Origin of the sequence: Gilliamella sp. Pra-s52 (assembly GCF_009795805.1) — a bacterium.
In the GTDB taxonomy this organism is placed as follows: domain Bacteria; phylum Pseudomonadota; class Gammaproteobacteria; order Enterobacterales; family Orbaceae; genus Gilliamella.
The window spans coordinates 16,511-29,661 of record NZ_WTEY01000007.1 but is presented as its reverse complement, the minus strand read 5'-3'; the positions used below and the strand labels follow the sequence as shown (position 1 = coordinate 29,661).

At 35.7% G+C, this 13,151-nt stretch carries 11 protein-coding genes, 1 tRNA gene and 1 other RNA gene; 10 read left to right on the top strand and 3 right to left on the bottom strand.

All coding sequences use genetic code 11. From position 1 onward, the window contains the following. The first annotated feature begins 202 nt into the window (after window positions 1–202). The 8 genes from GQ594_RS06705 (at window position 203) to fruA (ending at window position 9,052) form a co-directional block, all read left to right on the top strand. Window positions 203–1,156, top strand: coding sequence for a siderophore ABC transporter substrate-binding protein (locus GQ594_RS06705; RefSeq protein WP_160400252.1), 954 nt, complete (start codon window positions 203–205; stop codon window positions 1,154–1,156). Window positions 1,157–1,167: 11 nt separating this feature from the next. Next, on the top strand, window positions 1,168–2,124 hold the full coding sequence (locus GQ594_RS06700; protein WP_160411935.1) for an iron chelate uptake ABC transporter family permease subunit: 957 nt from the start codon (window positions 1,168–1,170) through the stop codon (window positions 2,122–2,124). Beyond that, window positions 2,114–3,085, top strand: a complete 972-nt coding sequence (locus GQ594_RS06695) for an iron chelate uptake ABC transporter family permease subunit (RefSeq protein WP_160411918.1) — start codon at window positions 2,114–2,116, stop codon at window positions 3,083–3,085. The genes GQ594_RS06700 and GQ594_RS06695 overlap by 11 nt, the downstream gene beginning before the upstream one ends. Continuing rightward, entirely contained in the window at window positions 3,082–3,837 is a 756-nt protein-coding gene (locus tag GQ594_RS06690; protein ID WP_160400254.1) for an ATP-binding cassette domain-containing protein, read from the top strand. Before GQ594_RS06695 ends, GQ594_RS06690 begins: the two co-directional genes overlap by 4 nt. A gap of 184 nt (window positions 3,838–4,021) precedes the next feature. Then, a complete protein-coding gene (gene cra, locus GQ594_RS06685) occupies window positions 4,022–5,026 on the top strand; it encodes a catabolite repressor/activator (RefSeq protein ID WP_160400255.1) in 1,005 nt (334 codons plus the stop codon). Window positions 5,027–5,239: 213 nt separating this feature from the next. Continuing rightward, window positions 5,240–6,412 (top strand): fused PTS fructose transporter subunit IIA/HPr protein, encoded by a 1,173-nt coding sequence (gene fruB / locus GQ594_RS06680; RefSeq protein ID WP_160411919.1) that lies wholly within the window; start codon window positions 5,240–5,242, stop codon window positions 6,410–6,412. After that, window positions 6,413–7,348, top strand: coding sequence for a 1-phosphofructokinase (gene fruK / locus GQ594_RS06675; protein WP_160411920.1), 936 nt, complete (start codon window positions 6,413–6,415; stop codon window positions 7,346–7,348). Between the two features lie 9 nt (window positions 7,349–7,357). Beyond that, a complete protein-coding gene (fruA, locus tag GQ594_RS06670) occupies window positions 7,358–9,052 on the top strand; it encodes a PTS fructose transporter subunit IIBC (protein WP_160411921.1) in 1,695 nt (564 codons plus the stop codon). 54 nt (window positions 9,053–9,106) lie between these two features. Here the strand turns inward: fruA and GQ594_RS06665 are convergent, their stop codons facing one another. After that, window positions 9,107–9,682: a TIGR00730 family Rossman fold protein gene (locus GQ594_RS06665; protein ID WP_160411922.1), complete on the bottom strand. Its 576-nt coding sequence runs from the start codon at window positions 9,680–9,682 to the stop codon at window positions 9,107–9,109. Between the two features lie 146 nt (window positions 9,683–9,828). Here GQ594_RS06665 and GQ594_RS06660 point away from each other — a divergent pair. Together GQ594_RS06660 and GQ594_RS06655 are read left to right on the top strand one after the other, a co-directional pair. Further along, a tRNA-Asn gene (locus tag GQ594_RS06660) sits at window positions 9,829–9,904 on the top strand. Between the two features lie 485 nt (window positions 9,905–10,389). Next, window positions 10,390–11,127: a carbonic anhydrase gene (locus GQ594_RS06655; protein WP_160411923.1), complete on the top strand. Its 738-nt coding sequence runs from the start codon at window positions 10,390–10,392 to the stop codon at window positions 11,125–11,127. A gap of 390 nt (window positions 11,128–11,517) precedes the next feature. Here GQ594_RS06655 and ssrA read toward each other — a convergent pair. Together ssrA and GQ594_RS06645 are read right to left on the bottom strand one after the other, a co-directional pair. Beyond that, window positions 11,518–11,882: a transfer-messenger RNA gene (gene ssrA / locus GQ594_RS06650) on the bottom strand. A 64-nt stretch (window positions 11,883–11,946) separates the two neighbouring features. Beyond that, window positions 11,947–12,924, bottom strand: coding sequence for a 2-hydroxyacid dehydrogenase (locus GQ594_RS06645; RefSeq protein WP_160411924.1), 978 nt, complete (start codon window positions 12,922–12,924; stop codon window positions 11,947–11,949). Between the last annotated feature and the right edge of the window lie 227 nt (window positions 12,925–13,151).

Genomic DNA, 13,151 nt, shown 5'->3' with positions numbered 1-13,151 from the left:
GCTACCGAATAAATCGGTAGCTTTTCAGTCCTGTGATTATTGTTTACTTCTATTTATCTTGTCTTTTGTTACATATTGTGTTTTTTAATCTTTAAAGTTCATTGAACCTTATGCCTTTTTTCGTTACAATCGGAATGTAAATGATAATTATTATAATTATCTTTTCATAGATTTTTAATCAGGCCGATAATTAGGAGTTATAATGTATTCATATATTAAAACGAAGTCCATCATACTACTTACTGTATTATTTGTTTTAGTGGGATGTGATAATAAAGAAGAACAGCAATCGCCGGTAAAAACGGTGACCATTGAACATTCTCAAGGTAAAACAGAAGTTCCAGACAACCCTAAAAAAGTTGTTGTTTTTAACACTGCAACGCTTGATATTATGGACGCATTGAATATTCCTGTGACGGCAGTACCTCAATCAGATGTACATTATCCCACTTTCTTATCTAAATACGGCAGTAAAGATTACACCAATGTAGGGACTTTATTTGAACCAAATTACGAGGTATTAAGTTCTATTCAGCCTGATATCATTATTGCTGGTGGTCGTGCTAATGATGCTTATAAAAAATTAAATGATATTGCGCCAACGATTTCATTAGATATTGATTACAATGACTTTTTAGGAAGCATAACGCAAAGAACACAACAATTGGGCGAGATTTTTCATAAACAAAATGAAGCAAATAAATTATTAGCTGATTTTAATCAAAGAATAGAACAGCTAAAACCTAAAACAAGTACAGCAGGAACAGCATTAGTTATTATGGTTAATGGTGGCAAAATGTCTGCTTATAGTGCGAAATCTCGTTTTGGTTTTGTATTTGATGTGTTAGGATTCAAACCCGCTACAACTTTCCAAGAAGCTGGGCGCCATGGTAATGCTGTTACTTCGGAATTTATCTTAAGTGTTAACCCTGAGTGGTTATTTGTTTTAGATAGAGATAATGCAATTGGTAACAAAGAAGCACAATCAGCACAGCAAGTATTGAATAACGAATTAATTCAAAAAACCTCAGCATGGCAACATAACCATATTGTTTACTTAGATTCAACGTCGATCTATATTTCTGGCGGTATTCAAACTTATAGCAATTTGATGGAACAAATTAGCGTAGCTTTGCAAGCTGAGCCTGCACATTAATGTAAAGCATGATTAAATCATTTTATTTTATTGCAGGCATTTTCATTTTATTGATCATGACTGCAATAAGTTTATTTATTGGTGCCGGAAACGTGACGCTATTAGAACTATGGTCTGATAGCAACATGCGTGAGATTTTCTTTGTTAGTCGAGTGCCAAGAACGGTTGCTTTATTGTTAGCTGGTAGCGCAATGAGTGTTGCTGGCTTAATTATGCAACTGTTGACTCAAAATCGATTTGTTGAACCCTCGTTAGTTGGCACAACGCAATCGGCCAGTCTTGGTTTATTAATCATGATGGTGTTAGCTCCTGGTGCAAGTGTTATGACTAAAATGACTGTTGCAAGCTTATTTGCAATGGTTGGCACGATGGTCTTTATGGCAATTTCTCGTAAAATCATTTTTAAATCGGCACTGATGGTACCTCTTATTGGCGTTATGTTGGGCGCGATTATTAGTGCAGCGACTACATTTTTTGCCATGTATTTTGATTTGTTACAATCACTAGCAGGTTGGGAGTCTGGTGATTTTTCTGCTATTTTGCAAGGCCGTTACGAATTATTATGGTTAGTTGGCGGATTAACATTACTTGCTTGTTGGAGTGCAGATCAATTCACTGTTGTTGGGTTAGGTCGTGATTTTTCGATCAATGTTGGACTTAATTATCGTCGTGTTATGTTGACTGGACTTATTGTCATTGCATTGATTGGTGGTATTGTTGTTGTGGTTGTTGGCGTTTTACCCTTTCTTGGATTAATTGTCCCCAATATTGTCAGCTTATTATTTGGTGATAATGTTCGTAAAATCATTCCATGGGTTTGTTTATTTGGCAGCGGGTTGGTTTTGATTTGCGATATTATTGGGCGGATAATTCGCTATCCTTTTGAAATCCCAGTGAGTGTTATTCTTGGTGTAATTGGCGCTATTATTTTTTTAATATTGTTGAGTCGAAAACGCTATGTTAATTAATCAAAACCGTCATATTTCAAGTCATAAAAGGGTCTTTTTATTGTTTGTTATTGCATCAATTTGTGTCGTTTGTTTTATGACAATTGGTCTTAAAGGAAATATTAACTACATTTTGAAGCATCGAACTTGGATTATACTAACAATGATTTTAGTTGCCTTTTCGGCAGCAACATCAACATTACTTTTCCAAACCGTTACTAACAATCGGATATTAACACCTTCTATCATGGGATTTGAATCACTGTTTGTACTTATTCAAACTGTTGTGATCTTCTGTCTTGATGCACAAGGTATTCCCTATATTGGTGTTATTGGTCGATTTATATTTGAATCACTTTTATTAATTTTATTTTCACTATTTTTATATCGGGGTTTGTTTACTAAGCTCAAGCAAAATTTACATTTAGTATTATTAATCGGTATTATTTTGGGTACATTATTCCGTAGCTTTTCTAACCTATTACAGCGTCTAATGACGCCTTCCGAGTTTGCAATATTACAAAGCCGAATTTTTGCTACCTTTACCCGTGCCGAACCGATGTTGATTATCTTTTCATTAATTATTGCCTGTATCATTGGTTTGTTTTTATGGCGAATGCGATATCAATTTGATGTTCTGGCATTAGGACGTGATAATGCTATAAATCTAGGCATTGATTACCAAAAAAGTATCACCGTTATTTTATTGCTTGTGTCTGTTTTGGTTTCCATATCAACAGCATTAGTCGGACCATTTACTTTCTTAGGGCTTTTAATTGCTAATTTAGCTTATAGTGTTAGTGGATCAAGCCAGCATCGTTTTTTACTTCCCACTGCTTTTTTATTGGGGGTGATATTTCTTGTTGGCGGGCAAATGTTCTTAGAGCGGGTGCTAAATATGATTGGTGCATTATCGATTGTGATTGAATTTATAGGTGGTTCATTGTTTATCTTCTTATTATTGAAAAAGGTTCCGATGTGATAGAAATTGATAATATTAGTAAAAACTATCAAACAATACCGGTATTAAAAAACGTCAATGCGACAATTTCAAAAGGTGGTATTACTGCTATTATTGGTCCAAATGGGGCTGGTAAATCGACATTATTATCGATTATAAGTCGACTATTATTTGCTGATGAAGGGCGAGTAAAAATTCAAAACATGGATGTTGTAAGCACACCAAGCGATAAGCTAGCAACCTATTTATCTGTATTAAGACAAGAAAATCGTTTTACTAGCCGATTAACTGTTTTTGAATTAGTCGGATTTGGGCGTTATCCTTATAGCAAAGGGCGCTTAACGGCTGACGATTACGAGCATATCCACCGAGCTCTTGAGTTTTTAGATCTTACGCAATATAAAGATCGTTTTTTAGATGAGCTTTCTGGTGGACAAAGGCAACGTGCTTATGTTGCTATGGTGTTATGTCAAGATACGGAATATGTATTACTTGACGAACCGCTCAATAATCTCGATATGAAGCATGCTGTCGCCATGATGAAACAATTACGCCGAGCTGCCGATGAGCTAAATAAAACAATTATGATTGTTATTCATGACATCAACTTTGCATCTGTATATTCAGACTATATTTTAGCCATGAAAAATGGTGAACTGGTATATCAAGGTACTCCACAACAGATCATGAATGAGGCTATTTTGGAAGATATCTTTGATACAGCTGTCAAGATTGAAAATATTAGTGGTCAAAATATTGCTATCTATTACTAATGATTAATGCATTTATTATTATTGATAGTATTTAGATTTTGGCTAAGTACTATTTTTTTAGAGTAGCCATCTTAAATTTTTTATAATATGAAAATATAGCTAACTTATTGACTAGACATTAGAATCAGATTTACAAATGGTTTTGATTCAGGTTAAATAACAGTATTTTAGTTGAGATTGTGTTATGAAATTAGAACAAATCGCACTTTTGGCTGGTGTATCAAGAACCACGGCGAGCTATGTGATTAATGGAAAAGCCAAAAAATACCGCGTTAGTGATAAAACAATCGAAAAAGTCATGTCGGTGGTAAAAGAGTACAATTACCAACCTAACGCAGTTGCAGCTGGACTTAGAGCAGGTAAAACCCGCACTATTGGTATTATTATTCCTGATTTAGAAAATAACAGTTATACCCGTATTGCTAATTATTTAGAACAATTGGTAAGAAAAGAAGGGTATCAATTATTACTTGCATGTTCAGAAGATAATCCACAAATCGAAAAAGAGTGCGTTAAACATCTACAACAACGTCGCGTCGATGCATTATTGATTTCATCGTCATTTGTTTCTGCCCAAGACTATCTTTTTTATGATGATTGGCGAAACGAAAAAATCCCACTATTTGCACTTGATAGAACATTATCTACAACAAAATTTAGAAACATCGTTGGTGCAGATAAACAAGACTCAACATTATTGGCTCAAGCATTCAATAATTTTGTAGAAGGCTCTGTTGTTTATATTGGGGCTTTACCTAGCTTATCGGTTAGCCAACTCCGTCTTGATGGTTTTAACGATACCAAACTTAATCGTTGCAATAAAGTTGATTTTTTATATGCAAATAATTATAGTCGTCACGATGCCGATTTAGCTTTTAGTCAATGGTTAGAACACAATGAAATGCCTAATGGTATTTTCACCACTTCCTTTTCGTTATTACAAGGAACGATCGATGCAATTTTAAGAAAATTTGGTCATTTACCTGAAAGCTTAACCATTGCGACTTTTGGTGATAACGAGTTGTTAGACTTTTTACCATGTAAAGTCATATCACTTTCACAAGATCATAAAGAAGTTGCTAACGTCACAATAAAACTTTTTTTAGACTATATGGATAATCAGAATTATCAATCTGGCACAACAATTATCCCAAGACGATTGATCTATCGCGGTAGCTTAGGACGATAATAAATTGATAAGCAAAATTTTTATTATCATTTTGACGGTTTAAATAAAAACAAGATCTAGATCACAAATAGGTTATTGATAGCCATAATTTATTGGATTATTCATGTTAATCTATTCATTATTGCTGAAACGATTCAATAGAGGTTGATTAAAAGATTTACTTTTGTGTGAATTTTTTAATCGACATACATTCAACCCTGAGGTATTTATTATATGTTTCATTTAGTTACAGAAAACATTCATTTAAATGAACAAGCCGCTAATAAAACTGAAGCGATAAAAAAAATTGCTGCAGCCTTAACTAGTGCGGGATTTGTTGAACAAGGTTATGTTGACGGAATGCTTGAACGAGAATCACAAGCGGCAACCTATCTGGGTATAGGTCTTGCCATTCCTCATGGTACAACCAAAACTCGACATCTAGTCAAAAAAACTGGGGTGCAAGTATTTTGTTTTCCGAATGGTGTTGAGTGGGGGGATGATGGTGAAAAGGCTTATCTTGCTATTGGTATTGCAGCAAGTTCTGACGAACATTTAGAATTGCTTCGACAATTAACTCATGTACTTGGTGCCGATGGAGTAGAGGAACGAATTAAAAAAATTCAAACCGCCGACGAAGCCATTGCCATTTTAACGGGTAAAACAAGTACTGAAGATAACCAAATTGTTGTTGATTCATCATCATTGCTACTTGATATTCCAGCCGACAGTTTAGCTATGCTACAAGCTTTAAATGCCTCACGTTTAAAGCAGCAAAACGCGGTAAATACAACTTTTATTACTGATGTACTAGACAACAAACCTAATTACCTTGGTCAAGGTGTTTGGTTAAATGATAGTAAAACAGGTAACGTAAAAAATGCCATTGCCATTAGCCGTACAACGAATAATTTGAATGAAAATGGTAACCCTGTTAAATTACTTATTACCATATCTGCTGTTGATGATTCTATTTCTGGTGTTGTTAACAATATTGCCTCTTTAGCTTTCAATCAAAATTTAGACCAACTAGTCTCAGCCAATGCTGATAAACTTATTAATCTACTTGTTGCTGAACAACAAACTGCTACAGAAAATTCTGTATCAGAAGTTAGCTCCAATAATGGTGTACTTACTTGTGAGTTTATTGTTCCTAACGAAAACGGCTTACATACACGCCCATCATCTGTTTTAGTTAAACTCGTTAAAGAATTTAACAGCAAAGTGACAGTTGCTAATTTAGATGGTAAAGCGGAACCAGTAAGTGCAACTAGCTTAATGAAAATTGTTGCATTAGGTGCTAAAAAAGGTAGTCGATTACAATTTACTGCTGTTGGTGATGATGCGCAGCAAGCGCTTGATGCTATAGGTAAAGCGATTGAAAGTGGTTTAGGTGAGGGTGCTTAAATGACTTATCGTATTGCAACAATTACCTTAAATCCAGCTTATGACCTTTTGGGGTTTTGTCCTAAAGTTGAACTTGGTGATGTTAATTTAGTCCAAACCAATGCTTTACTTGCAGCTGGTAAAGGTATTAACGTTGCTAAAGTTTTATCAGATTTAGACGTTCAATTAACCGTTGGTGGATTCTTAGGTAAAGAAAACCGTGATGGTTTTAATTTATTATTTAAATCACTAAATGTGGTTGATAAGTTTCAAACTGTCGAAGGTCGTACACGCATTAATGTCAAATTGACCGAAGAAAATAGCGAAGTTACCGATCTTAACTTTTCAGGCTTCACAATTAGTGAACAAGACTGGCAAAATTTTGTTACCAGCTCACTAGAATGGCTAAAAAATATAGATATGGTTGCCATTAGTGGTAGTCTACCAGCCGGTGTTTCACTTGAAAAATTCACTCATTGGATGGAACAAGTCAAAGCCATTTGTCCAAAAGTTATTTTTGATAGTAGCCGTGATGCACTCGTTGCTGGTTTAAAAGCTAAGCCATGGTTAATTAAACCAAACGATAAAGAACTCGAAATGTGGATAGGGCATGAGCTACCTACATTAAACGATGTAAAAAAAGCTGCTATGGATCTAGTTAATGGTGGTGTTGATAATGTCATCATATCACTAGGTAGTAAAGGCGCTTTATGGGTAACTAAACATGAAGCGTGGTTGGCAAAACCGCCAAAATGTCGGGTCGTTAGTACTGTTGGTGCTGGTGATTCAATGGTTGCAGGTTTAATGTATGGTTTAATGACTGAACAATCAATAAAAGACACTTTAGTTTTTGCATCAAGCGTTGCTGCATTATCGGTTGAGCAGGCTGGTGTGGGGATTTCTGATCGTCAAGCTGTAAATAATATGTTAGAAAAAATCGAAATAATTGCTGGATAAGGAGTATTCATGAATATCTATATTACTGAAGGTAGTTATGCAGGTCCAGTTAATGGACGTTTAGCTAAAGCTGAATTAACTTTAGCTGCAAATGCATTAAATTTAAATGTAGTTGAAAATGCCGCATCAGCAGATGTTATTATTGCTGTTGGCTCGGGTGTCATTAGCGATAAAGCTGTGACAGGTAAAAAAGTTTATGTGGTTGAGGATTTAAACCCGCTTTTTGCTAATCCAAGACAAGTTTTAACTGATGCACAAAGTAAAGCTGTAGTTTATCAAGCAAGCAATAATATTGCGCCAACATCAAGTAATGATACAGGGGTAAAACGCATTGTTGCTGTTACCGCTTGCCCAACAGGTATTGCTCACACCTTTATGGCGGCTGAAGCAATTGAAGAAGAAGCTAAAAAACGTGGTTGGTGGTGTAAAGTTGAAACTCGTGGCTCGGTTGGTGTGGGTAATGAGCTTACGCCAGAAGAAGTTGCTTCGGCCGATGTAGTTATCGCTGCTTGTGATATTGACGTTGATTTAAGCAAATTTGCAGGTAAAAAACTTTATCGCACTAAAACAGGTCCAGCTCTGAAAAAAACAGCGCAAGAATTTGATAAAGCATTTGAAGAAGCAACCGTGTATCAACCAAGCGCTAATGCTTCAACAACTAAATCAAACAATGAGAAAAAAGGTGTTTATCAACATCTTTTAACTGGTGTATCTTATATGTTACCAATGGTTGTTGCAGGTGGTTTGATTATTGCACTTTCATTTGCTTTTGGTTCCTTTAAAATGGTTGATGGCGTGCAAAAATTAATTGGCGAATCACATTTAGCTCAAATTGGAGAACTAGCTTTCTCACTTATGGTACCACTGCTTTCAGGTTATATTGCTTATTCTATTGCCGATAGACCAGGTCTTGCTCCGGGTCTTGTTGGTGGTTTACTGGCAGTATCGACTGGCGCCGGCTTTTTAGGTGGGATTATTATTGGTTATTTTGCGGGTTATTTGGCGCTACTAATAACAAAATATTTACCATTACCAAAAACGTTAGAAGCTTTAAAACCAATCTTAATCGTACCGTTATTTGCAACGTTAATTACAGGTCTTGTAATGCAATTTATTGTTGGTACCCCTATTGCATGGTTAATGGATTTTGTAAAGGGATGGTTGAATTCAATGGGTACTGCTAATGCTGTTATATTGGGTGCTATTTTAGGTGGTATGATGTGTACCGATATGGGTGGGCCAATTAATAAAGTTGCATACGCATTTGGTACAGGTTTAATTTCAGCACAAGTTTATGCCCCAATGGCAGCCGTTATGGCTGGCGGAATGGTTCCTCCTTTAGCAATGGGGATTGCAACACTTATTGCACACAAAAAATTTGCTAAAGCTGAGCAAGAAAGTGGTAAAGCTTCACTAGTATTAGGATTATGCTTTATATCGGAAGGAGCTATTCCATTTGCCGCGCGTGACCCATTACGTGTTATTCCATGTTGTATTATTGGTGGTGCTATTACTGGTGGTATGGCGTTAGCCTTTGGTTCTCAATTAATGACGCCACATGGTGGGTTATTTGCTTTAGCAATTCCGGGCGTTGTTAAACCAGTAGGAGGCTACTTATTATCTATTGTTGTTGGTTCTGTTCTTGCTGGTGTAGCTTATGCATTTATTAAACAACCAGAATCAGAAGCTGGAACTGTTGCTTAATGTTAATAATATAAAAAAACGCCATCAAATGATGGCGTTTTTTTATTCTTCAAACTACTTTTTAACCCAACGTTGCAAATTTTTAGGAATAAAGTTATCCATTTTTTGAAGCATACTTTCAGGGTCATTATCAACAATTAATGTTTTATAAAAACTATCTCGAACAAACCCTTCATTCACCGCATGTTGTAAAAAATTGAGCATAGGTTGCCAAAATTCAGCAGCATCAAATAAAGCGACAGGTTTTTCATGATAACCGATTTGCATTCCCGTCCAAACTTCAAAAACTTCTTCCAGCGTACCTGTTCCACCTGGCATTGCAACAAAACCATCAGCAAGTTCGGACAGTCTTGCCTTACGTTGGTGCATATTATCTACCACCTCTAAACGAGTAATACCGTGGTGTGCAGTTTCGGCTTTGACTAAGCGTTCAGGAATAATACCAATCACCTCGCCACCATGCGCTAGTGTCGCATTAGCAATAATGCCCATTAATCCCTTATTACCACCGCCATAAATCAAACGCCTATTTTGCTGAGCTAAGATTTTACCCAATTGTTCGGCTTGCTCGCGATATTTTGGACGACTGCCCTCACTTGCACCACAAAAAACACAAATATTTTTTTTCATCAATTGATTTTACCTGTTATGTTAGTTAATCGCTATTTTAGCATAGTTACTTTAAATTTGTTTACAAGGTGAGCAATTGATTGCATTTAATGTTTTACTAATTGACTTTGTGATAATAGATCGTTAATATTTCGCTTGTTAAGTGTTCCTCCATAGTTCAGTCGGTAGAACGGCGGACTGTTAATCCGTATGTCACAGGTTCAAGTCCTGTTGGAGGAGCCAACTACCGAATTGTTAAAACCTGCTTATGGCAGGGTTTTTTATGCCCTAAAAACACTTTTTGATCACCTATTAGCACAATAATGAAAGCATCTATAAAACAGGGAATGATGTAACCCTTGATTATTTCGAAATAAATTAATAAGTAAAAAACGATTATGCTAAATTTTTTATTGCTATAAAAAGCTAGATTTTTTTTACTAAAAATAATCTAATTAGCACTCAAAAATCGGTCAGGAAAGGCGTTGATTTTATTGAAGTTTTTGCTCTAATAATAAGAAAATGCTACTGGCTTTATGCATTGCCTTAGACAGAGTAAAATCAACAGCAAATAAAGCAGGTTATTTTTTAGCTTATTTTTTTTGTTTAAATGTCAAACAATTTTTTTATAAAAATATCAAAAAGTGATGATGTGCGATTCTAGTAAGGTGCTTTTTTGAGGCGTATAATTTGGTTCCCACTAATCAACTTTCTAGCATAAAAACAAAATGAAATTTAATGCAATAATTACGGCTTTAATGGTTACCAGCCTATCTTGTGCTGCAACAGAATCGGCGCCTCATTGGGGTTATGACGGCGAAAATAATCCAGAAAATTGGGGACACCTTTCGCCAGAGTTTTCAACCTGCGAAACAGGAAAAAATCAATCGCCAATCAATATTGAACATGTTTTTAAAACGCACCACGATAAACTTAAACTAGCATTTAAACAAAGTAAGCAAGAAATCATCAATAACGGTCATACAATTCAAGTTAATGTTAATGATGGTAATACGCTTGAAATTGACAACGAACTGTTTACCTTACAACAGTTCCATTTTCATTCGCCAAGCGAAAATAAAATTAAAGGTAAACATTTTCCGATGGAAGCTCATTTTGTTTATAAAAACAAAAATGGTGACTTAGCGGTTGTTGCCTTGATGTTTAATAAAGGAAAATCTAACCCTGAATTAGCGAAAGCTTGGCAACAAATGCCAGAAGAAGAAGGAAGTACCGCCACATTATCTCAATCAGTCGATATTAAGGCTTTACTGCCAAATAGATTGGATTTTTATCGCTTTAGCGGTTCACTAACAACACCACCTTGTACTGAAGGTGTTCGATGGATTGTGTTAGAACAAGAAAGTAGTGCATCAGCCGAACAAATCGAAAAATTCCACTCAATCATGCATCACGACAACAATCGTCCAGTTCAACCTTTGAATGGTCGTATTATTGTTGATTAGTTTTTCTTGGCTCTATAGGTTAGTATAAATAGAGCCAAGAATCTGCGCATTTATCATCTATATGATAGAGGTGGGTGCTGTCTAATATTTTGGTGAAGATTCAATTTTATCCCTATGTGTATAGGGAATACAAGTACCTAGGGATTTAGTAGCAGGTTGATCATGTATTCCCTGTATGCACAGGGATAATGAACCACCACCAAAAAAGTAGATTTTAAACAATCCAGCTTTTATGGGGGAGTTCACTCTTTTATCTTATCGAATTATTTAATTAAGTAAGTTGAAAGGTAATAGATTTACCTTATTTCGTTTCTGTCGTTATGAATAAGAGATAGTTTAATTGCGTTATGATTAGATTATTGTCTTTGATGGAGTTTTATGGGGAGTAGGTGGTGGAGCTGGCGGGAGTTGAACCCGCGTCCGAAATCTCTACATCCTTGGTACTACATGCGTAGTTTGTTTTTAAGTTTCATCTACCCGCTGCGAACAAACACGCCACTGATAAACTAGCTTGATTAAATTTAATGCTTCCGCCCCAAGCAAGGCTTCCACACGATCTCGTTTGGGTTTGACTCCTCTTGATCCCCGTCCTACGAGCGGAGGCTAGGGAGAGAAGGCTCTATACAGGTTATTAAGCTGCTAGTGCGTAGTTTTCGTCGTTTGCGACTATTTTTTTGCGGTTTATTTACGAGGCCTACCGCACCTCGGCATGCACCTTGGGTTTCGCAAATCCCGTCGAATCCAGAATCAGCCCCAATTGTGAATTGTAACTAAGTACAATGTTAGGGCATTATAGGTGAATTCAAGGATGAATACAAGTTAGCCGACTTCGGGATTGACCCAGTTTTCGGTTGGTTTTTCGTCTTTTAATGCTGTAATGATATTGTCAACAGCACATTTTGCCATTGCGTAACGCGTTTCTACTGTTGCTGATCCTACATGAGGTGATAATAATACGTTATCAAGCTGTAATAATGGTGAGTTAGTCGGAAGTGGTTCTATTTCAAATACGTCTAAGCCTGCTGCTTTGATAGTTTTATTTTTTAGTGCTTCAAATAGCGCTTGCTGATCAATAATTTTACCGCGTGCGCCGTTAATGAGTATTGAAGATGGTTTCATTAAGGCAAGTTTTTCTTTTGTGATTAGTTTTGTTGTTTCTTCAGTTAAAGGTAGGATGATAACAACAAAATCAGCTTGTTTTAATACGTTGTCAAGTGCAAGACGTTTAGCATTATAGGCTTGTTCTATTTCGGTATGGGCGGAACGGTTATAATAGACAATATTCATATCAAAACCACGATAAGCCCGTTTGGCAATGGCTTGACCGATTCGTCCCATTCCTAAAATACCTATGGTTTTACCATAAATATCAGTTCCATAATATTCAGGAGTGATCCCTTTTTCCCATTTGCCATTATGAATTAGATTAGATAATTCAACGGTTCGGCGAGCTGTTGCCATAAGTAGTGTAAATATCAGATCAGCAGTGCTTTCAGTTAACACTTTTGGTGTATTCATTAATCGGATGCCACGTTTTTTTAAGGCATGAAGGTCGTAGTTATCAAAACCAACAGAAATAGTGGCAGCTGCTTTTAGATTTGGAGTTTTTGCTAAAAAGTTATCATCAACACGAGTAGGAAGGTTGCCAATTATACCGTCAGCTTTAGCTAATGCATTAGTATAAGTTGTTGAATTAAAGTCTGTGTCGTTGTTCAATACGGTTAAATTGAAAGCTTGTTCCAATCTTGCTTGTTGGTCAGCAGGAATATTACTGAATAAAATGACGTTCTTTTTCATATACTCTCCTACACAATTTTAATTACATCATTTTATGACAGTATATCTCTATTATTTTTAGAATTGCAATTCAATCAAAATTAGTAAACGTTATGTTTGCTAATAAGTTTTAAGAAAGTATGTTTATAAGACAAAAATAAAGTTTGTAATAATTTGATTAGTGGTATCGATTGGGTAATGGTATTTAGTATTTTGATTAAAATTAATAGATAAAATTTATTATATTG